Below are 20,245 nucleotides of genomic sequence, written 5' to 3' on the forward strand. Positions count from 1 at the left end.
AATGACTCCATGAGCATGGCGCCGTAGCCAATGTATCGGGAGTTGGCTTCGCTATCGAGCAGCTTCGGCGTGGTGCCGGAAGAGATCAACGCATGGAACCCAGACACGGCCCCGCAAGCAATGGTAATGAACAGGAACGGGAACAAGGCGCCCTTCCACACCGGACCAGTACCGTCGGTGAACTGGGTCAACGCCGGCATTTTCAGCTCAGGCGAAATAATCAGAATGCCGATGGCCAACGCCAGGATGGTGCCGATTTTCAGGAAGGTAGACAGGTAATCCCGTGGCGCCAACAGCAGCCAGACCGGCAGTACCGACGCCACGAAACCGTAACCCACCAACATCCAAGTGATTTGCACACCGGTGAAGGTGAACGCTTTGGCCCATACCGGATCAGCAGCGATTTGGCCACCCATCCAGATGGATGCCAGCAGCAAAATCACACCAACCAATGAGATTTCGCCGATTCTGCCCGGACGGATGAAGCGCATGTACACGCCCATAAACATCGCGATCGGGATCGTTGCCAGTACCGTGAACATGCCCCATGGGCTGCCCGCCAGCGCTTTGACCACGATCAGGGCCAGCACCGCAAGGATGATGATCATGATCAGGAAGCAACCAAACAGCGCGATGGAGCCGGGAATCGCGCCCATTTCCTCGCGCACCATTTCCCCCAGGGAGCGGCCGTTGCGCCGCGTGGAGAGGAACAGAATCATGAAATCCTGCACCGCACCGGCCAGAACCACACCGGCAATCAGCCAGAGCGTACCGGGCAAATAGCCCATTTGCGCAGCAAGCACTGGTCCGACCAAGGGACCCGCACCCGCAATGGCAGCAAAGTGGTGACCGAACAGAATGTGTTTATTGGTCGGTACATAGTCCAGACCATCGTTATTAAGCACCGCCGGGGTCGCGCGGGTAGGGTCTAGTTGCATCACCTTAGTGGCAATGAACAGGCTGTAATAACGATAAGCAACCAGGTAAATCGCGACAGAGGCGACCACGATCCACAGCGCACTAATGGCTTCGCCGCGACGTAAAGCCACAACGCCAAGAGCACAAGCACCGATGACCGCAAGGATCAGCCAGGGGACGTGACGCAGCAGGCTATTATTATTTTTCATTTTTTTTATTTTCCAGCTGAATGGACTAGAAGAACAGCCCTCCGAGTTTAGCCCCAACAGCGCGAAAGGCCACCCCCCACGTTGGTCTAGAGACGCGTTTGGGCGACGAAACGCGAGGGGCTTCGTGTCATGAATCCTCGGGTAAAATCTCCGACAAGTACTGCGCAGGTTATAGCGCTATAGTTCAAGGCATCAGAGGGCAAAACCATGACCGAATCCCACGCAGAGCGCCGACGCTTTAAACGCATCGCGTTCGATGCCAAAACAGAACTCAGCCAAGGCCAGAATTCCTGGCCGGTAGAACTTGTCGATTTATCGTTGAAAGGGCTGCTGATTCAGCGTCCGACGTCCTGGCTCGGCGATCCGACGCAACCGTTCAGCGTGGAAATTCACCTCGGCTCGGAGGTGGAAGTGCACATGGACGTCGATCTGAGCCATGAAGACAATGGCCAACTGGGGTTTGTCTGCACTCACATAGGGTTGGATTCCATCAGCCATTTACGCCGGTTGATCGAGTTGAATCTGGGCGACGAAGCCGAACTGGACCGCGAGCTCAAAGCGTTGGCGGAAGATTAAGGCATTGACACCGCGCCGCACGTTGACTCTGTAGGAGCCAACCTGTTGGCGAGAGGGGCAATTCGGCATGCCCGGTCAGACGCCTCGCCAACAAGTTGCTACTACGAATACGTCAAATCGGTGCGGTGCTAAGCCGCCGCGCTTAAATGTTCATACAAAATCGTCGAGCCGACAATAATCAACACTACGCCGCCAACGATTTCAGCGCGTTGTCCCACCACGGTGCCCAGAGCCCTGCCCAGCATGACGCCGAGGGTGACCATGGTGGTGGTGGCCAAACCGATGGCCAGGGCCGCGACCACGATGTTGACGTCGACGAAAGCCAGACCTACGCCAACGGCCAGCGCGTCGATGCTGGTGGCAAACGCCGTGACAGCCAGGATCATGAATGAATGCGACTGTGGCTTTTCATCTTGCTCGTCGGCGTGTTTAAGCCCGTTGTAGATCATGTGCAGGCCAAGAATCAGCAGCAGCGTAAACGCAATCCAATGATCCCAGCTTTCAACGAAGCGAGACGCGGCATGGCCAATAAACCAGCCTACGACCGGGGTTATTGCCTCGATAACGCCGAAGATCAAACCGGTGCGCAAGGCTTCGGCGAAGCGCGGCTTATGCAGGCTTGAGCCTTTTCCAATGGCCGCAGCGAAAGCGTCCGTGGACATGGCAAGTGCGAGGAATATCAGGGAAATGGGATTCACGGTTACTTCCAGCCGGGCGATGAGTCAACGACATGACCACGCGCCCGACTTTTGGCATGGGTATGTCGATGGTCTCACCAACCGAAAGGTGTCCGCACCACGGCATATGGCCGAGAATGTTGATACGGACGCTTCTGCATGCAAACAACAGAAGCAGGCTACTCCCCAAAGAGGCCGGGAACTATAGCCAAGCAGATGTGAAAATAACATCACATGAAACAGGCATTTGAATCAAAACGTGTCAGCTATTCAAACAACGCATCCAGTGCCTGCTCCAGCCTGGTGACCGCAATAACTTGCAGCCCTGGTGGTGCTTCTTTGGGTGCGTTGCCTTTGGGCACGATGGCGCGTTTGAAGCCATGTTTCGCCGCTTCTTTCAACCGCTCCTGGCCGCTGGGCACCGGACGCACTTCGCCGGACAAGCCGATTTCGCCAAACACCAATAAGTCGTGGGGCAGCGGCCGGTTACGCAAACTGGAGATAACGGCGGCCATCAGCGCCAGGTCGGACGCAGTTTCCAGCACCTTTACCCCGCCGACCACGTTCAGGAATACGTCCTGATCGTGAGTAGGAATGCCGCCATGGCGATGCAGGACCGCGAGCAGCATGGCCAAGCGATTCTGATCCAGACCCAGGGTAACCCGGCGCGGGTTGGCCAAATGACTGTCATCCACCAGCGCTTGAACCTCCACCAGCATCGGCCGAGTGCCCTCCCATGTGGCCATGACCACACTGCCTGGGACCTCTTCCTGTGCCCGAGTCAGAAAAATCGCCGACGGATTGGAGACTTCTTTCAGACCCTTGTCGGTCATACCGAACACGCCCAATTCGTTGACGGCGCCGAACCGGTTCTTCACCGCCCGTAACAGGCGCAAGCGACCGTCTGACTCGCCTTCGAAATACAGCACGGTATCGACCATGTGTTCCAGAACCCGCGGACCGGCCAACGCGCCTTCTTTGGTGACGTGGCCGACCAGAAAAATGGCGGTGCCGCTTTGTTTGGCATAGCGCACCAACAACGCCGCGCTTTCTCGCACCTGGGATACGCCACCTGGCGCTGATTGCAGTTGCTCGGTGTAAATGGTTTGAATCGAGTCGATAACCATGACTTTCGGCTGCTCGATGCGCGCCGTGGCAATAATGGTTTCGATACAGGTTTCAGTCATGACCCGCAGCTTGTCCTGGGGTAACCCCAAACGCCGGGCACGCATGGCAACCTGCTGCTGCGACTCTTCGCCGGTGACATACAGCGCTGGCATTTGCTCAGCCAGCGCACAAAGCGTCTGCAGCAGGATGGTCGACTTGCCGATGCCAGGATCGCCGCCGATCAGCACCACCGAACCGTCCACCAGGCCGCCACCGAGTACTCGGTCGAGTTCGGCAGAGTTAGTGGTGAAACGCGGCATTTCCTCGACGCTGACTTCGGCCAGGGTTCTGATCTGGGCTTTCTGACCGGTCCAGCCGGTGCGGCCGCTGGGGGGCGTGGCAGCGCCGTTTTCCAGCATTGTCTCGACCAAGGTGTTCCAGGCGCCACATTCGCCGCACTGGCCGGCCCATTTAGGAAAAGTCGCGCCGCACTCAGTGCAGCCATACATGCGCTTAGCCTTGGCCATAACCACCCCAATCGTAAAAAGGGAGCAATCATAACGCAGGTTTACCCTCAGCGATCACCGGCAACCCTGGTGCCGGGATACCGTTCGGGTAAAACTTCCCGGACAAATTCCTGTCGATTGCTAGGCTACAAGGCATGGGACGTAGGGCTGACTTACACTGCGTTAAATTTACTCATCTGTAACAAGGAATGACTCATGAGCGTACTAAGCGAGTTCAAAGCGTTCGCCGTCAAAGGCAATGTGGTCGACATGGCTGTCGGTATTATCATCGGTGCGGCGTTCGGCAAGATCGTTTCGTCGTTCGTCGGCGATGTTGTAATGCCGCCGCTTGGCCTATTGATTGGCGGGGTGGATTTCAGTGATCTGGCAGTCACCCTGCGGCCTGCCGAGGGCACACTGCCTGCGGTGGTGCTGTCGTACGGCAAGTTCATCCAGTCGGTTGTCGACTTCGTCATCGTGGCATTTGCAATCTTCATGGGGGTCAAGGCAATCAACCGCTTGAAGCGCGAAGAAGCTGTTGCGCCGACGTTACCCCCCGCGCCAAGCACCCAAGAGGTGTTGCTGGGGGAAATTCGCGATTTGCTGAAAGTACGAAATGAGCAGCCACTAGAGACGTTAACGGCTGATCCAACCCGGCTCGGCTGATTGACGGCATTGCGTAAACGGCACCTCTGGACGACGGCGACCCCCACAGGATTACCAATAGGTTTCGACGGCCACCTGCCCCGGTCGGCGGCTCAAACTGAGCTGCAAATCGCGCAGCTTCAGCATGTTGCGGGTGTCGTCGATCATTTGTGGGTTACCGCACAACATGACGCGCGAATGCTCCGGGGTCAGTGTCAGCCCGGCGGCTTGCTCCAACTCGCCACTCTCAATCAGTTGCGTAATGCGCCCGCTTAATGCTCCGGGATGCTGCTCACGGGTCACGGTCGGCAAAAACAGCAACTTGCCGGCATAGTCCGCCAGATAATCCCGTTCATTCAATTCGGCAATCAACTGCTGATACGCCAGTTCACGGGTCTCACGCACGCTGTACACGAGGACAATCCGCTCAAACTTTTCCCACACCTCGAAGTCCTGAAGAATCGAGAGAAACGGCGCGACGCCAGTGCCTGTGGACAGCATCCACAAGTCTCGGCCGTCGACGAAACGGTCCAGGGTCAAATAGCCAAACGCCTGGCGATCCACCAACAACGTGTCACCTTCGCGCAATCGACTGAGTTCACTGGTGAACTCTCCCCCCGGTACCACAATGGAAAAAAACTCGAGAAACTCATCGTGAGGCGACGACACCATTGAATAGGCCCGCCACACAACGGTGCCATCGGCTTTAGTCACGCCCAAGCGCGCAAATTGTCCGGCCCGGAAGCGAAATCCCGAGTCGCGAGTGGTACGCAAGGTGAACAGACTCGGCGTCAATGGGGTGACATTGAGCAGCGTCTGGTGGGTGAACTTCTCTGCACTGGCAGTCATGTGCGCTCTTGGCTCCTGTAACTTAAAAACACTGCTCTTAGTGTCCCGCAAAGCTGCCTCGATAAACACCGGCGGTTTGTAGTGACATTTAGAAGGAGATGATCCAGCGCCAATAGTCAAATCTTCTAATCCCGAGCGCTCCAGCACTTCAGAATTTTCCTACACTTTTAAACGTCTACCACGAGTATGGATGCTCAAAAATGGATAACCGGAACGCAAACGAGGTACAGGAGCTCATATCCGCTGTTGATGAAACGGTTCGAGAATATGACCCCTTCTACACCCAGTCCGAAGGCTGGGACCAATCCATTCAGGCGCTGGACGGCATCGAACGAATGCTGACTCAAGCCCGCAGTCATTACGCCATCTCAGCGGCTACCTACGCGGAAAAAGCCGAACAGATCGCGTCGCTGATCAACTTGCTCAAGGCAATCATGATTCAGCGCTATGTGCCCGTGCCGTTGGCGCTTATTCATCCGACGTTATCGGTCAGGGAGGTAGAAGTACTCAAATGGTCCGCCGCTGGCAAGACGGCATCAGACATCGGCGTCATTCTTAGTTTGAAGGAACGTACGATCCATTTTCACATGAGCAATGCGGTAAAAAAGATGGGCGTATCCAATAAAACCGCAGCGGTAGCACAGGCCATGATGTGCGGCGTTCTGTAGGGCTTTTCCAATAAAAATGAAAACCACAGGCCATCAGCCGAAAAGCACGTAAAATCCATATCTTCTGCGAGGGGCGCGGTATTTTGCCACTCACGTAATACGCCGTATAAGAGTTTTCGTGCCCATGCCTTTGCTTAACAGCCGCTTTGCTCAGCTCGACCTCATCCGCCAACCTGACCAACCGGAAGAGCCATTGCAGGCGTTCGATGCCGCTGATGAATACTTGCTCAGCCATGTCGCGGAACAGGGGCTGAACCCGGCCAGCCGGGTGCTGGTACTCAACGACAGCTTCGGTGCATTGGCCGCTAGCCTGGCCAGCCATGCAACCGTGATCAGCAGCAGCGACTCGTTTCTTGCATTGCAGGGGTTGGAAAAAAACCTCATGCGCAACGGCCAGCCGTTCGACGCCGTACCCGTAATCCCGGCGAACGAATCATTTACCGGCGCCTTTGACTGGGTGTTGATCCGGGTGCCCAAAACCTTGGCCTTGCTGGAGGAGCAACTGATTCGCCTGCAGGGGCATTTGGCCCCCGGCGCCCAGGTAGTGGCCGCTGCGATGGTCAAGCATTTACCCCGGGCGGCAGGTGAATTGCTGGAACAATACGTTGGGCCGGTACAAGCCTCACTGGCCGTGAAAAAAGCGCGATTATTACTCGCCACACCAGAACTCAAGGGTGTGCAGGCGTCGCCCTACCCAACTCGTTACCTGCTTGACGAGCCGGTGATTGAGTTGGTCAACCACGCCAACGTGTTCTGCCGCGAAGGCCTGGACATCGGTACTCGTGCGTTCCTGCCCCATCTGCCGACCAACCTCGGATCGGCACGCGTGGCTGACTTGGGCTGCGGCAATGGGGTGTTGGCGATTGCCAGCGCACTGGCGAATCCGCAAGCGCATTACACGCTGGTGGATGAGTCATTCATGGCAATGCAATCTGCCCGTGAGAATTGGCAGACCGCGCTGGGCGCGCGGGAAGTGACTGTGCGCGCTGCTGATGGATTGGCTGGCCAAGAAGCTGATTCGCTGGACGTGGTGCTGTGCAATCCGCCGTTTCACCAACAGCAAGTGGTGGGCGACTTCCTGGCATGGCGGATGTTTCAGCAAGCCCGCGATGCGTTGGTGGTGGGCGGTGCCTTGTACATCGTTGGCAACCGTCACTTGGGTTATCACAGCAAACTGGCGAAGCTGTTTCGCGGCGTGGAGAAAATGGCGACCACGCCGAAGTTCGTGGTGCTCAAAGCTCGTAAATGACCTGTGACCTTCTGTAGGAGCTAACGTGTTGGCGAGCGTTTGACTTTCTGATGCCTCGCTAACAAGTTGGCTCCTACAGAGCGTTACGGCTAATGCGTAGTCAAACCCGCTGCGTTCATGAACAGGCGCATGCCGTAGGCGACGACGCCCAAGGCCGATACGCTGCCGATATAAATCACCACTAACCAGCCAATTCGTTGCCACACCGGCTTTTTCAAGGCCGGGTCTGGTTCGTGTACGGATCCTTTGCCAGACATCAGTGCACCCTCCTAGTGGTAACCGTCTCCGTGGGTGACCTTGCCGCGGAACACGTAATAGCTCCAGAAGGTGTAGCCCAGGATGAACGGGATGATGAACAACGTGCCAACCAACATAAAGCCTTGGCTCTGCGGCGGCGCGGAGGCCTCCCAGATGGTGATCGACGGCGGCACGATATGTGGCCACAAGCTGATCCCCAGTCCGCTATAGCCGAGGAAGATCAGCACCAGTGTCAGCAGGAACGGAGTGTAGTTCGCATTGCGAGCCACGGCCTTGAACAGGCCGTACATGGTGACCAGTACCAAGACCGGCACCGGCAAGAACCAGAACAGGTTTGGCAGGCTGAACCAGCGATGAGCGATTTCAGCGTGGGCCAGCGGCGTCCAGATGCTGACAATGCCGGTCACAGCCAATACCGCTATTGCCAAAGGCCGAGCCAGATCATGCATCTGCTTTTGCAGCTGGCCTTCGGTCTTCATGATCAACCATGTGCAGCCCAGCAGCGCATAAGCAACTACCAGCGCTAACCCGCAAAACAGGGTAAACGGTGTGAGCCAATCAAGGCCGCCCCCTGAAAATTGGCGGTTGACCACCGGAATGCCGTCAATGAATGCCCCCAGTGCGACGCCTTGGAAGAACGTCGCGGCCAACGAGCCACCGATAAACGCCTTGTCCCACAGATGACGTTTCTCTGCTGTCGCCTTGAAGCGGAACTCAAAGGCCACGCCACGAAAAATCAAACCCATCAACATCAGGATTATCGGCAGGTAAAGCGCCGACAACACCACCGAATAGGCCAGCGGGAAGGCGCCATACAGGGCGGCACCGCCCAATACCAGCCAGGTTTCGTTGCCGTCCCAGACGGGAGCGACCGTGTTCATCATCACATCGCGTTCGGACTCGTCCTTGATGAACGGAAAAAGAATCCCGATCCCCAGGTCGAAACCGTCCATTACCACGTACATCATGATGCCGAAGATGATGATCACGGCCCATATCAGCGGAAGATCAATACCCATGACTTAGTTCCCCTTGGTCAGGCTGTCGTGTGGGTCACCGTCTTCGGAGCCTTCGACGGCAGCGGAGAGAGGACGTGCAGGCGTACGTTTCCGGCCAGGACCACCGTGTTTCTGCTCCTTGCCTTCGTTGATGATCGGACCTTTGCGCACCAGGCGCATCATGTAGCCAAGCCCGACACCGAACAGCGTGAAGTAGACCACCACGAACAAGCCCAGCGTCAGGCTCATCTGCCCGAAGCTATGCCCGGACGAGGCATCGGCGGTGCGCATCAGCCCATATACAACCCAAGGTTGACGGCCTATTTCCGTGGTAAACCAACCCGCCAGAATCGCGATCAAGCCCGACGGCCCCATCCACAATGCCATGTACAAGAACGCACGGGATTGATACAGCGTGCCGCGCTTGCGCAGCCACAGGCTCCATAATCCGGTAAAGATCATCAAGAGGCCCAACCCGACCATGACCCGGAATGACCAGAACACAATGGTCGAATTAGGTCGGTCTTCAGGCTTGAAGCTTTTCAACGTGGGCACTTGCTCGGTCAGCGTATGCGTCAGGATCAAGCTGCCCAGATAAGGGATTTCAACAGCGTATTTGGTCTTCTCCGCTTTCATGTCCGGCAGGCCAAACAGGATCAATGGGGTCGCTTTGTCGCCGTCATTTTCCCAGTGACCTTCGATTGCAGCGATTTTTGCCGGCTGATGCTTCAGCGTATTCAGGCCGTGGAAGTCACCGATGACCGCTTGAATCGGCGCGACCAGCAAGGCCATCCACATTGCCATGGACAGCATCGTCCGGATTTGCGGGGTATCACGACCGCGCAACAGGTGCCAGGCGGCCGAAGAACCGACGAAGAAGGCGGTGGCGACGAACGCGGCAGTGGCCATGTGAGCCAGGCGGAATGGGAACGACGGGTTGAAAATCACCGCCAGCCAATCCACCGGAATGACCCGGCCATCGACAATTTCAAAGCCCTGGGGCGTCTGCATCCAGCTATTGGACGCGAGAATCCAGAACGTCGAAATCAATGTGCCTATAGCAACCATGACCGTGGAGAAGAAGTGCAGGTTACGCCCGACCTTGTTCCAGCCGAACAACATCACGCCGAGGAAGCCGGCCTCCAGAAAGAAGGCAGTCAGCACTTCGTAGGTCAGCAGCGGCCCGGTCACAGCGCCAGCGAAGTCTGAGAATCGACTCCAGTTGGTACCGAACTGATAGGCCATAACCAATCCGGAAACCACGCCCATGCCGAAGTTGACAGCAAAAATCTTCGACCAGAAATGGTACAAGTCACGGTACACGTCGTTCCGGGTCTTCAGCCACAAACCTTCGAGCACCGCCAGATAACTTGCCAGACCAATCGTAATGGCAGGGAACAGGATGTGAAACGAGATGGTAAATGCAAACTGAATTCGGGCGAGATCTATAGCCTCTAAACCGAACATAGGTCTTCCTCTAATCAGGTGAATCAGGCGACTGACCGGGGTCAGCACCAACTGCCCCCACGGATATGAGTGCTACGAGTTGGAATTGTTCTGTGAGATTTCACAACGCAGGGATTTGTAGAAGACCCGTCGCGCAAGGCCGGGAGGCACTTTGATCCAGATCAACCATGGGTTGATCCAGATCAACCATGGGTCAAAGAGTAGACCCATTTTCAGGCATGAACTGTGTGGTTGATTGTCGCGTGGCGAGTTGTCTCACCTGATCCCGGCTAAATAGAAACGCGACGCAGCCTCGTCGGCGCAAACAAATGTTACAAAGCACATGTTAACCTCGCGCATCACTGTCGAGGTCGTGTTTCAAATGTCGAATCAAGCACCTATGTTGCTGCGCCATCACCGCCCTTTTCTGGCTTTCTGGTTTGCACGAATTTTCACCGCCAGTGGCTTCCAGATGCTCAGCGTCGCTATCGGCTGGAACATTTATCAACTGACCGGCAACGTGCTGGATCTGGGGCTTGTGGGCCTGGTGCAGTTCATTCCGCGGGTCATTTTCATGCTGCATACCGGGCATGTTGCTGATCGTTATGACCGGCGCATCGTCGCTGCGATCTGTCAGGCGGCACAGGCTTTGATTGCGCTTGCCCTGTTCATTGGCAGCAGCACCAGCACCATCACCCCGGAAATGATCTTCATTTTGTCGTTCCTGCTGGGTGCGGCCCGTTCGTTCGAGATGCCGACGACTCAGGCGCTATTGCCTTCCATTGTGCCTAACGGGCTGTTTCCCAGAGCCGTGGCCGCCGCGCAGTCGGCTCAGCAATCGGCGACCATTGTCGCACCAGCCCTGGGCGGTTTTCTGTACGCGTTCGGCAGCGCCTGGGTCTACGGACCGACGGTGGTCCTCTATATTATTGCCTGCGCGCTGATGCTCAATCTGCCCAAGCGGCAAACGCCGTTGAATACCGGCAAGGCCACGCTGGATTCGTTGCTTGCCGGAATTCGTTTTATTCGCAGCCGCCCCGACATCCTCGGCGCGATTTCCCTGGACCTGTTCGCCGTGTTGCTCGGCGGGGCTACGGCGCTGCTGCCGGTGTTCGCCAAAGACATTTTACTCACCGGACCGTGGGGCCTCGGCCTGTTGCGCTCCGCGCCGGCAGTGGGCGCGCTGCTGATGTCGTTCTGGCTGGCGCGGTTCTCGGTGGACCGTAACGTCGGCCGGGTGATGTTCACGGCGGTCGGCGTATTCGGCGTGGCGACCATCGCCTTTGGCTTGTCGACGTCGTTCTGGTTTTCGTTGGCAGTACTCGCGGTACTCGGCGCGGCGGACATGATCAGCATGGTCATTCGGGCATCGTTCGTGCAACTGGAGACCCCAGACGAAATGCGCGGCCGAGTCAGTGCGGTGAATGGCCTGTTTATCGGCGCGTCCAATCAACTCGGCGAGTTCGAATCGGGCCTCACCGCTCATTGGTTCGGCACCGTGCCAGCCGTGGTGCTGGGCGGGATTGGTACTCTGGTGGTCACTGGAACCTGGATCAAACTGTTTCCGTCTTTGGCTAACCGTGACCGGATGCGCGATATCGTGGTGGAGCAGGAAAGAGAGGCGGTCTAGGAATCAAGACTTCGCTGTGGACCGAATGTGTTCGGGACGCGCGCGCGGTTATCTGACGGACCGCGCCGCTGCCTTCGCGAACAAGTCGCTCACCGGGATTGTTGTAGCGATCCCATTTGGAGCGGCCCGGATCTGTAGAGACACGTTGTCTGCTAGGAAATGCGACGTTCTTTAGACCAAAAAACCCCGTAGGGCGGTTATCAACCGACTGTACAAAGCATCCACCTCAGCCGCTTTGCCTTTAGCCCGCAAACACCCGTGGACCAGCCCTGCCCCCAGGTAAAACTCGCTGTGCACACCCGCGTTCTTTAACGCTTTGTGATAACAAACGCCATCGTCACGCAGCGGGTCGTATTGCGCTACGGCGATGAATGCAGGGGCTAAAAGATTGAAGTCGTTGGCCATCAGCGGCATGGCGTAGGGCAGTTTTTCCTGACCGCGATGGGTCAGGTATAACGCTCTATAACACTCGATATCGTTACTGCTCAACAGCGGCGCATCGGCGCATTCGCTGCGCGATGGCAAGTCCGCCGCCCCGCCCAATCCTGGATACAGCAAAACCTGGCCGCTGGGCTGAGTATCGCCAGCGTCGCGTAGCGCCAAACAGACTGCTGCCGCTAAGTTGCCTCCCGCGCTGTCTCCCGCGATTGCGACACGTTGTGGATCAACATTGAGTTCAGTGGACGCCCGCTGTACTGCGCGCCATACCGCCAGGCAGTCGTCGAACGCTGCCGGGAACGGGAACTCCGGTGCCAGCCGGTAATCCACGGCAATGATTACCGCGTTGAGATCGGCGGCCAATGCGGCAGTCAAAAAGTCATGGGACTCCAGATTTCCCACGACCCAACCACCGCCGTGCAGATAGACCACGCACGGCCAGCCCTTTTCAGGCACAGCACCGGCGGGTCGATAGCAGCGAACCGGTACGCCAGCCACGGAGCGATCCATTACGTTGAGGCCCGGAGGCCGCTCGGGGGTAAACGCGCGGCACATGCGTGAATAGGCTTCGCGCATGCCGTTGATGTCCGGTGTTTCGGCGGTGAAGCCGAGGGTAAGCGCAACAAATTCGGCCATTGCAGGCGACAACGGATAAGGCGAGGTCATATGGGCTCCAGCCCGCCCCACATCGTGGAGGGGCCGGGCAAAGGCGGGGTTAAGCGTTACTGATTGAGGCTGAGTTGCAGGGTCTTAGCGGCGTCTTTGCCGTCGAACGTGGTGACACCGGCCAGCCAGCGTTGTACGTCTTCCGGGTGGTCGCGCAACCATTGCCTGGCCACATCGTCTGGCGCCTTGCGGTCCATGATCGGCACCATCAACTGGCTTTCCTGCGCAGCATTGAAGGTCAGATTGCTTAACAGACGGCTGACGTTAGGGCAGCGCTGAGCGTAGTCCGGTGCTGTGACAACGGATACGGTCGCAGCGCCTTCATTCGGGCCAAACACGTCGTCACTGCCACTCAGGTACGCAATTTTCATGTTGATGTTCATTGGGTGCGGAGCCCAGCCGACAAATACCACCCACTCGTTACGCTTGATGGCCCGGGAGACGGCCGCGAGCATACCCGCCTCACCCGATTCAACCAATTGGAAGCCACCCAAGCCAAACTGGTTGCTGTCGATCATGGCTTTGATCGTGGAGTTGGCGCCGGTCCCCGGTTCAATACCGTAGATTTTGCCACCGAGTTTGTCTTTGAATTTCGCAATATCAGCGAAGGTCTTCAGGCCGCCGGCCGCCACATAATCAGGCACGGCCAGGGTGGCTTGTGCGTCATTCATGCTGGGTTTTTCGAAAACTTTGACTTGATTGGCGGCGATAAACGGTGCGATGTTTTTATCCATGGCCGGTTTCCAGTAGCCCAGAAACACATCCAGTCGCCCGTCACGCATGCCGCCGAATACGATTTGTTGCGCCGCGCTGGTTTGCTTGACTTCATATCCGATATTCTTGAGCAACACTTCTGCTACCGCACTGGTGGCAATTACATCCGTCCAGTTGACCACACCCATACGCACGTTCTGACACGCTGCGGGTTCGGCCGCCATCAACGCACTACTGCTTAGCATCAACACACCACAACTGATATGACGGATAAATCTCTTCATGCGCGCTCCCTCGGGTTGGCTGTCTTTTTTATATAAAGCGATGGCAGTTTTATAGAAAGAGTATGGGCAGATCGGCAATCGGACGTTGCCGTGTCGTACCAAATTACGCAGCAGTGCGCCAGATAAAACGCCCCTGTGCGACGCGCACTTGCACACTGGCGACATTAAGCGAGGCATAACGCCACTAGGCGCCTACAGGGGCTGCCGAAGGCGCAACAGCGCGGCGTCAGGAGACGTCGCGGAACCTCCTGCAGAGCCCAGAGCCGAGAGCCGAGAGCCGAAAGGGGCAGTTTAAATCAGCTTGTCGAGGGTGATGGGAAAGTCTCGAATCCGCTTACCCGTGGCGTGATAAACAGCATTAGCGACCGCTGCGGCTACACCACAAATCCCTATTTCACCGACCCCTTTGGAACCCAGCGCATTGACGATGTCGTCTTTCTCTTCGACAAATATCACGTCGATACTACCGACGTCGGCGTTCACTGGGATGTGGTATTCGGCCAGGCTGTGGTTCATGGTGCGCCCAAGGTTGTGGTCGGTCTGAGCCTCTTCGTGCAAGGCCATGCCGACACCCCACACCACGCCACCGAGAATTTGGCTACGGGCCAATTTCGGATTGACTACACGCCCCGCCGCGACCGCACTCACGACACGAGTGACCCGCACGCTGCCCAAGTCCTCATCGACCTGCACTTCAACGAACACCGCTGAATGCGTCGCGGTGGCGTAGGGCTTGCGTTTTTCTTCGTCAGGCTCGGCATCGACTTGCACTTCCAGTTGCTGGCCGGGTACTGCGCGAACGATGTCTGCAAGCGCCAGTTGTTGTTCGCCGAAGCGCATGTACCCACCGTCCACGGTCAGTTGCTCCACCGTTGCCGAAGCGAACCCCGGATTGATTTCACGGGCAGCGTTGAGCAATTTTCCGCGCAATGCTTCGCACGCCTGCTGTACCGCAGTGCCAACCGACGACACGGTGAACGAACCTCCTTGCAACGGCGCGGTGGGCAGCGACGAGTCACCCAGTACAAAAGTAACGTTTTCCAGTGCAACCCCGGCGCTGGCCGCGGCGATTTGGGTCATCACCGTGTAAGTACCCGTGCCGATGTCAGTAGTCGCGCTGCTGACGGTCAGTTTGCCTTCGGCGTCGATTTTCGCCTTGGCGCTGGCCTTCATCTGCATCGATTCCCAGACGCCGCCCGCCATTCCCCAACCAATCAGCTGCCGTCCTTTGCGCATGCTGCGCGGCTCGGGGTTGCGCTGACCCCAACCAAAACGCTCTGCACCTTGTGCATAACAGGCGCGTAGCTCTTTGCTGGAATAAGGTTTGTCCTCATTGCCGTTACGCTCGGCGAAGTTGACCAACCGCAGCTGCACCGGGTCGATGGCCAGCGCGCAGGCCAATTCGTCCATGGCACATTCGAGACCATTTACACCCAGCGCAGCGCCAGGCGCACGCATGTCCAATGGGGTATAGACGTCCAGTGAAGCCAATTTGTAGGTCAGCTCAACGTTGTCGCACTTATAGAGCATGCCGCTCCATTCGACGACGTGCTCGGTAAAATCTTCGAAACGCGAAGTCTGCCCAACCGCATCGTGCCCCACTGCAACCAGCCGACCGTTGGCAGCGGCGCCCAAACGCAGACGCTGCAAGGTCCGTGGACGATAACCAAAGGTAAACATCTGCTGGCGAGTCAGGGTCACCCGCACCGAACGCCTAAGCTCCAGCGCCGCCATCACTGCCAAGGGCAATTGATATTGCGGGCGCAAACCCGAACCAAAGGCGCCGCCGACAAACGCTGCGAGGATCCGCACTTGGTCCTTTTCCAGACCGAACACTTTCTGAATGTAGCTTTGGCAGTTCTGCGTGCCTTGAGTTTTGTCGTGAATCTGCAAGCTGCCATTAGCCTGGTACAACACTGTCGATGCGTGCGGCTCCATGGGGTTGTGATGCTCATTGGGGGTGCTGTAGCGAACGTCGACACTCAACGCTGCGCCCGCCAATTCAGTCTGGAAATGGCCCCGTGGCTTGGGGGTTTCCGCCGGAGCGGTGTGCGCCGCGTCCTGTTCCGCCAGCAGATCGGTCTCATGGGGTTCGCAGGCGTATTCAATGCGCACCAGGGAACCCGCGTAGCGTGCCAGCTCCAAAGTGTCAGCAACCACCAGTGCCAACGGCTGGCCGCTGTACAGTACGCGATCGTTATACAGTGGGCGAAACGGCGAACCCTCGGCGGAGTCGGCGTCATCGTAATCCTCGTCATAACTGGCGAGTCTGGGGCGATTGGTATGGTCCAGGACCATCAGCACACCCGGCACTTTCAGCGCTGCCGAGGCATCAATGGACATCACTCGACCTTTGGCGATGGTGCTTGAAACCACGCTGCCATGCAGCAGACCGGCTTCCGGAAATTCCCCTGCGTACCGCGCCTGACCGGTGACTTTGAGCAGGCCATCGACCCGGTCCAGTGACTGGCCCATGGGATTAATAGTGGTGTTCATCAGGCTTGCCCTCCCGCAGCGGCATCGCCCAGAGCGCGAATGATTGCGCGACGTGCCAATTCGATTTTGAAACCGTTATGTTCCAGCGGCTGTGCGTGCCTTAACACCGCATCGGCGACGGCACGGAAGTGCTCGATAGATGCTGGCTTACCGATCAGCAAGGCTTCCGCTTCCTGGTCGCGCCAAGGCTTGTGTGCAACACCGCCCAGTGCCAATCGGGCGTCCGTCACGATGTCGCCATCCATTTCCAACGCTGCTGCAACGGAGACCAATGCAAACGCGTACGACGCGCGATCACGAATTTTCAGGTAGTTGCTGTTTGAGGCAAAACCTCGGGCAGGCAACTCGACTGCGGTGATCAGTTCATCGTCAGCCAACTGGTTGTCGCGTTCGGGCTGGTTGCCCGGCAGGCGGTGGAAATCAGCGAATTCAATAGTCCGCTCGCCAGTACGACCCTCCACATGGACCACCGCGTCAAGCGCGGCCAAGGCAACACACAGGTCAGACGGATGGGTGGCTACGCATTCATCGCTGGCACCGAGGATCGCATGAATCCGGTTTAGCCCGTCCCGTGCCGGGCAGCCACTGCCGGGTTCGCGCTTGTTGCAGGGCACCGTGGCGTCATAAAAATAATAACAGCGGGTGCGTTGCAACAAATTGCCCCCCGTGCTGGCCATGTTGCGCAACTGCGGCGATGCGCCGGCCAGTAGCGCTTGGGAAACCAACGGGTAACGCTGCTCGATTTGCGGGTTCCATGCCAGGTCGGCATTGCTCACCAATGCGCCGATCAATAGCCCGCCGCTGGACGTTTCGCGGATTTCGCCAAGGGGTAGTCCGGTGATGTCGATCAAGTGTTCTGGGCGCGCGACATTTTCCTTCATCAAGTCCAGCAAATTGGTGCCCCCGGCGATAAAGCGCGTCGCCGGTCCCGCCAGGCTGATTGCCTGGGTAACATCGCTGGGTTTGCTGTAACTAAACGGGTTCATGGGTCAGTTCCTCTGTCGTTGCTGCTGCTATTTCAATGACAGCAACGTCAGGTTGCCGGTCCGTTGAGTGCTGCGCGCGCAACTGCGGCAAGGTCTCTTCGACCGCCGCGAGAATGTTGCTGTACGCACCACAACGGCATAGATTCCCGCTCATCAGTTCCTGAATCTCGGCGCGACTATTGCCACGGCCTTCGTTGGCGAGGCCCACTGCAGAGCAAATCTGCCCCGGCGTGCAATAACCGCACTGAAATGCGTCATGTTTAATGAACGCCTGCTGCAGCGGATGCAGTTGACCGCCTTGGGCCAACCCTTCGATGGTGGTCAACTCGGCGCCATCGCACATGATCGCCAGCGTCAGGCATGCGTTGATGCGTTTGCCATCGCGCAGCACCGTGCAGGCACCACATTGCCCATGGTCACAGCCTTTTTTGGTGCCAATCAGGTCCAGTTGCTCGCGCAACAAGTCAAGCAACGTGGTCCACGGTTGCACATCGAGTTGGCGAATTTGGCCGTTAAGGGTCAGCTGGATCGCGTGGCCAGCGAAATCCGTTTGGGTCGTCACGCTCATTGGAAACCTCACGGTAGGTAGCTTGTAGCGCAGTGCTCTGCGTCTAATTTTTACGACTTCGTGAGGTGGGCAACGTTCAGGGCGGGTGATGGGGTGTATCGGGCAGGCCGCGTCATGGCCTTCGCTGACTTTTATCAAACACTGCATAACTTATTGATTTAAAGACAACCTGAACTGCGCCCCGAAAGTTGGACACCTTCCAACCCTGGGGTGAATTGATTCGCGAAGGGTTTACGCGGTACATCGGTCAGCCCAACAGCTTCAAAACTGCAGCCCGCTTTGCTTTCCCGCACAGTTGCTCAACCAGCACCAGCGCAAACTCCAGCGCTGCGGCCGAGCCTTGGGCCGTGGTGCAGTTGCCGTCGACTACTACCGGCTGATCAACAAACACACAACCGGACAACCGATCACTGACCTCTTGATGACAGGTCATCCGCCGTTGTTTGAGCACGCCGTACGCCTGCAACGCCACGGCGGGGGCCTCGCCAATGGCCGCATAAAAAAGTCCTGCCTTCGCTTGCTCTACCACGCGCTGGGCCAACGGCTGATGCGCAGCCAGATGCTCAGCCCCCGGCATGCCGCCCGGTAATACGATTAAATCAAACGTCTGCGCCAACACATCGACCAACATAGCGTCGGCAGTTAAACGCGTGCCACGGGCGGCCGTCAGCATCCGCCGTGACCCAATGCTGGCCACCACCACCGCAATTTCGGCACGCCTCATTACATCGATTAAAGTCGCGCTTTGCAGGTCATCAATGCCGTCCGCGACGGCAATCAAGGCTCGTTGAGTCATCAAAAAATCCTTCGCAATGGTGCTCTGAGCTTAGTCAGTTTTTATGACTTGCCGTAGTCGTTGGCAGATCCGTTGAATGGCCGACTTCCTGCATGATTTGCGAGAGACAGAGAACAAACATCGAATATCTGCCAGCAGCCATCCACCTGAGCTACTGGTATGATGCGCGGCTTTTTCCGAGACACAGAAAATCTCAGGCGTTTTCAACATCCTGTGCTTTGCTGTTTTAGTCGATACATTTACGGCGCAGGTTGCGTCATGGGGAACTAGACATGCTGGAAAGGCTGTTCCAACTAAACGCACACAATACGAATGTGCGCACCGAGATTCTCGCGGGCGTTACCACCTTCCTGGCCATGGCCTACATCCTGTTCGTCAACCCGAGCATCCTCGGCGACACCGGCATGGACAAAGGCGCCGTGTTCGTCGCGACCTGCCTGGCGGCGGCCATCGGTTCAGCCGTTATGGGGCTGATCGCCAACTACCCGATTGCCCTGGCACCCGGCATGGGCCTCAACGCCTTCTTCACCTACACCGTTGTGTTGCACATGGGCCACACCTGGCAAGTGGCTCTGGGCGCGGTGTTTATCTCGGCGGTGATGTTCTTCATTCTGTCGATTTTCAAGATCCGCGAATGGATCATCAACAGCATTCCGCTGCCGTTGCGTTCAGCGATTGCGGCGGGTATCGGGCTGTTTCTGGCGTTGATCGCACTGAAGAACGCCAGCATCGTGGTCGCCGACCCGGCCACTTTCGTCGGCTTGGGCGACCTGGCCAAACCAGGGCCGATCCTCGCTACCCTCGGGTTTTTCCTGATCGTGGCCCTGGAAGCGCTGCGGGTCAAAGGCGCGGTGTTGATCGGAATTCTGGTGGTGACCATCGTTTCGATCGTTTTCCACTTTTCGCCGTTCGGTGGCGTGATATCGATGCCGCCGTCCCTGGCGCCGACCTTTCTGCAACTGGACATCAAAGGCGCCTTGGACATCGGGCTGTTCAGCGTGATCTTCTCGTTTCTGTTCGTCGATTTGTTCGACAACTCCGGCACCTTGATCGGCGTCGCCAAACGCGCTGGGCTGATGGGCAAAGACGGCTATATGCCGAAAATGGGCCGCGCACTCATCGCTGACAGCACCGCCGCCATGGCCGGTTCGCTGCTGGGCACTTCCACCACCACCAGCTACATCGAATCCGCAGCCGGCGTCAGCGCCGGTGGCCGTACCGGTTTGACCGCCGTCGTCGTCGCGATTCTGTTTCTGCTGGCGCTGTTCTTCGCGCCGCTGGCAGGCAGCGTCCCGGCCTATGCCACCGCCCCGGCACTGATGTTCGTCGCGGTACTGATGATGTCTGGCCTGGCGGAAATCGAGTGGGACGACATTACCGTCGCGGCACCGGTGGTGGTCACCACGCTGGCGATGCCGTTTACCTTCTCCATCGCCAACGGCATCGCCCTGGGGTTTATTTCCTGGACCGCGATCAAGTTGCTGTCCGGCAAAGCGCGGGAACTGAACCCGGCGCTGGTGATACTTTCAATTCTGTTTGTGATCAAGTTGGGCTGGTTTAA

General features: G+C 57.5%; 18 protein-coding genes, 1 pseudogene and 1 riboswitch. Of the genes and pseudogenes, 6 read left to right on the top strand and 13 right to left on the bottom strand.

Annotated elements, in window-relative coordinates; all coding sequences use genetic code 11:
* Positions 1-1,127, bottom strand: a 1,127-nt coding sequence (locus JWR17_RS00545; RefSeq protein ID WP_299827257.1) for a carbon starvation CstA family protein, incomplete at its 3' end; no start/stop codon positions are given.
* A 207-nt stretch (positions 1,128-1,334) separates the two neighbouring features.
* Here JWR17_RS00545 and JWR17_RS00550 point away from each other — a divergent pair.
* Positions 1,335-1,703: a PilZ domain-containing protein gene (locus JWR17_RS00550; protein ID WP_299827259.1), complete on the top strand. Its 369-nt coding sequence runs from the start codon at positions 1,335-1,337 to the stop codon at positions 1,701-1,703.
* Positions 1,704-1,831: 128 nt separating this feature from the next.
* On the opposite strand, the gene mntP is transcribed toward JWR17_RS00550, so the two are convergent.
* Together mntP and radA are read right to left on the bottom strand one after the other, a co-directional pair.
* Entirely contained in the window at positions 1,832-2,401 is a 570-nt protein-coding gene (mntP, locus tag JWR17_RS00555; RefSeq protein WP_299827262.1) for a manganese efflux pump MntP, read from the bottom strand.
* A gap of 5 nt (positions 2,402-2,406) precedes the next feature.
* A riboswitch (yybP-ykoY riboswitch) is annotated at positions 2,407-2,580 on the bottom strand.
* 66 nt (positions 2,581-2,646) lie between these two features.
* The gene (gene radA, locus JWR17_RS00560) at positions 2,647-4,014 is read right to left on the bottom strand and encodes a DNA repair protein RadA (RefSeq protein WP_299827264.1); all 1,368 of its coding nucleotides are present in this window, start codon (positions 4,012-4,014) and stop codon (positions 2,647-2,649) included.
* A gap of 195 nt (positions 4,015-4,209) precedes the next feature.
* Here radA and mscL point away from each other — a divergent pair, with 195 nt between their 5' ends.
* The gene (gene mscL, locus JWR17_RS00565; protein WP_299827266.1) at positions 4,210-4,659 is read left to right on the top strand and encodes a large-conductance mechanosensitive channel protein MscL; all 450 of its coding nucleotides are present in this window, start codon (positions 4,210-4,212) and stop codon (positions 4,657-4,659) included.
* Positions 4,660-4,710: 51 nt separating this feature from the next.
* On the opposite strand, the gene JWR17_RS00570 is transcribed toward mscL, so the two are convergent.
* Positions 4,711-5,487 (bottom strand): ferredoxin--NADP reductase, encoded by a 777-nt coding sequence (locus JWR17_RS00570; RefSeq protein ID WP_299827268.1) that lies wholly within the window; start codon positions 5,485-5,487, stop codon positions 4,711-4,713.
* 200 nt (positions 5,488-5,687) lie between these two features.
* On the opposite strand from JWR17_RS00570, the gene JWR17_RS00575 reads away from it, so the two are divergent.
* Together JWR17_RS00575 and JWR17_RS00580 are read left to right on the top strand one after the other, a co-directional pair.
* Positions 5,688-6,155, top strand: coding sequence for a LuxR family transcriptional regulator (locus JWR17_RS00575; RefSeq protein WP_299827270.1), 468 nt, complete (start codon positions 5,688-5,690; stop codon positions 6,153-6,155).
* A 124-nt stretch (positions 6,156-6,279) separates the two neighbouring features.
* A complete protein-coding gene (locus JWR17_RS00580; protein WP_299827272.1) occupies positions 6,280-7,404 on the top strand; it encodes a methyltransferase in 1,125 nt (374 codons plus the stop codon).
* Positions 7,405-7,493: 89 nt separating this feature from the next.
* Here the strand turns inward: JWR17_RS00580 and JWR17_RS00585 are convergent, their stop codons facing one another.
* Genes JWR17_RS00585 through JWR17_RS00595 form a run of 3 tightly spaced genes read right to left on the bottom strand, consistent with a single transcriptional unit; the run spans position 7,494 to position 10,127 of the window.
* Positions 7,494-7,661: a DUF2474 domain-containing protein gene (locus tag JWR17_RS00585; RefSeq protein WP_299827274.1), complete on the bottom strand. Its 168-nt coding sequence runs from the start codon at positions 7,659-7,661 to the stop codon at positions 7,494-7,496.
* Between the two features lie 12 nt (positions 7,662-7,673).
* Complete coding sequence (cydB, locus tag JWR17_RS00590) at positions 7,674-8,681, bottom strand: cytochrome d ubiquinol oxidase subunit II (protein ID WP_299827276.1); 1,008 nt, start codon at positions 8,679-8,681, stop codon at positions 7,674-7,676.
* 3 nt (positions 8,682-8,684) lie between these two features.
* Entirely contained in the window at positions 8,685-10,127 is a 1,443-nt protein-coding gene (locus JWR17_RS00595) for a cytochrome ubiquinol oxidase subunit I (protein WP_299827278.1), read from the bottom strand.
* Between the two features lie 361 nt (positions 10,128-10,488).
* Here JWR17_RS00595 and JWR17_RS00600 point away from each other — a divergent pair, with 361 nt between their 5' ends.
* Complete coding sequence (locus JWR17_RS00600; protein ID WP_299827280.1) at positions 10,489-11,736, top strand: MFS transporter; 1,248 nt, start codon at positions 10,489-10,491, stop codon at positions 11,734-11,736.
* A gap of 171 nt (positions 11,737-11,907) precedes the next feature.
* Here JWR17_RS00600 and JWR17_RS00605 read toward each other — a convergent pair whose 3' ends face one another.
* The 6 genes and pseudogenes from JWR17_RS00605 to JWR17_RS00630 all read right to left on the bottom strand — a co-directional run bounded on the left by JWR17_RS00605 (position 11,908) and on the right by JWR17_RS00630 (position 18,684).
* On the bottom strand, positions 11,908-12,840 hold the full coding sequence (locus tag JWR17_RS00605) for an alpha/beta hydrolase (protein WP_299827282.1): 933 nt from the start codon (positions 12,838-12,840) through the stop codon (positions 11,908-11,910).
* Between the two features lie 56 nt (positions 12,841-12,896).
* On the bottom strand, positions 12,897-13,838 hold the full coding sequence (locus JWR17_RS00610) for a choline ABC transporter substrate-binding protein (RefSeq protein ID WP_299827284.1): 942 nt from the start codon (positions 13,836-13,838) through the stop codon (positions 12,897-12,899).
* Positions 13,839-14,129: 291 nt separating this feature from the next.
* Positions 14,130-16,334, bottom strand: coding sequence for a xanthine dehydrogenase family protein molybdopterin-binding subunit (locus JWR17_RS00615; RefSeq protein ID WP_299827286.1), 2,205 nt, complete (start codon positions 16,332-16,334; stop codon positions 14,130-14,132).
* Positions 16,334-17,320, bottom strand: coding sequence for a xanthine dehydrogenase family protein subunit M (locus JWR17_RS00620; protein WP_299827287.1), 987 nt, complete (start codon positions 17,318-17,320; stop codon positions 16,334-16,336). Before JWR17_RS00620 ends, JWR17_RS00615 begins: the two co-directional genes overlap by 1 nt.
* 79 nt (positions 17,321-17,399) lie before the next feature.
* A pseudogene (locus tag JWR17_RS00625) lies at positions 17,400-17,888 on the bottom strand ((2Fe-2S)-binding protein); the annotation flags it as partial.
* Positions 17,889-18,135: 247 nt separating this feature from the next.
* Positions 18,136-18,684, bottom strand: coding sequence for a DJ-1 family glyoxalase III (locus JWR17_RS00630; protein WP_299827289.1), 549 nt, complete (start codon positions 18,682-18,684; stop codon positions 18,136-18,138).
* A 272-nt stretch (positions 18,685-18,956) separates the two neighbouring features.
* On the opposite strand from JWR17_RS00630, the gene JWR17_RS00635 reads away from it, so the two are divergent.
* On the top strand, positions 18,957-20,245 hold a 1,289-nt coding region (locus JWR17_RS00635), incomplete at its 3' end, for an NCS2 family permease (protein WP_299827292.1).

Source organism: Pseudomonas sp., from assembly GCF_028293835.1.
Taxonomy (GTDB): domain Bacteria; phylum Pseudomonadota; class Gammaproteobacteria; order Pseudomonadales; family Pseudomonadaceae; genus Aquipseudomonas.

Bases quoted from the DNA above. Each gene is read 5' to 3' on its own strand.
- JWR17_RS00550 (WP_299827259.1), top strand. From the start codon at position 1,335: ATGACCGAATCCCACGCAGAGCGCCGACGCTTTAAACGCATCGCGTTC.
- radA (WP_299827264.1), bottom strand. From the start codon at position 4,014: ATGGCCAAGGCTAAGCGCATGTATGGCTGCACTGAGTGCGGCGCGACT.
- mscL (WP_299827266.1), top strand. From the start codon at position 4,210: ATGAGCGTACTAAGCGAGTTCAAAGCGTTCGCCGTCAAAGGCAATGTG.
- JWR17_RS00570 (WP_299827268.1), bottom strand. From the start codon at position 5,487: ATGACTGCCAGTGCAGAGAAGTTCACCCACCAGACGCTGCTCAATGTC.
- JWR17_RS00575 (WP_299827270.1), top strand. From the start codon at position 5,688: ATGGATAACCGGAACGCAAACGAGGTACAGGAGCTCATATCCGCTGTT.
- JWR17_RS00580 (WP_299827272.1), top strand. From the start codon at position 6,280: ATGCCTTTGCTTAACAGCCGCTTTGCTCAGCTCGACCTCATCCGCCAA.
- JWR17_RS00585 (WP_299827274.1), bottom strand. From the start codon at position 7,661: ATGTCTGGCAAAGGATCCGTACACGAACCAGACCCGGCCTTGAAAAAG.
- cydB (WP_299827276.1), bottom strand. From the start codon at position 8,681: ATGGGTATTGATCTTCCGCTGATATGGGCCGTGATCATCATCTTCGGC.
- JWR17_RS00595 (WP_299827278.1), bottom strand. From the start codon at position 10,127: ATGTTCGGTTTAGAGGCTATAGATCTCGCCCGAATTCAGTTTGCATTT.
- JWR17_RS00600 (WP_299827280.1), top strand. From the start codon at position 10,489: ATGTCGAATCAAGCACCTATGTTGCTGCGCCATCACCGCCCTTTTCTG.
- JWR17_RS00605 (WP_299827282.1), bottom strand. From the start codon at position 12,840: ATGACCTCGCCTTATCCGTTGTCGCCTGCAATGGCCGAATTTGTTGCG.
- JWR17_RS00610 (WP_299827284.1), bottom strand. From the start codon at position 13,838: ATGAAGAGATTTATCCGTCATATCAGTTGTGGTGTGTTGATGCTAAGC.
- JWR17_RS00615 (WP_299827286.1), bottom strand. From the start codon at position 16,334: ATGAACACCACTATTAATCCCATGGGCCAGTCACTGGACCGGGTCGAT.
- JWR17_RS00620 (WP_299827287.1), bottom strand. From the start codon at position 17,320: ATGAACCCGTTTAGTTACAGCAAACCCAGCGATGTTACCCAGGCAATC.
- JWR17_RS00630 (WP_299827289.1), bottom strand. From the start codon at position 18,684: ATGACTCAACGAGCCTTGATTGCCGTCGCGGACGGCATTGATGACCTG.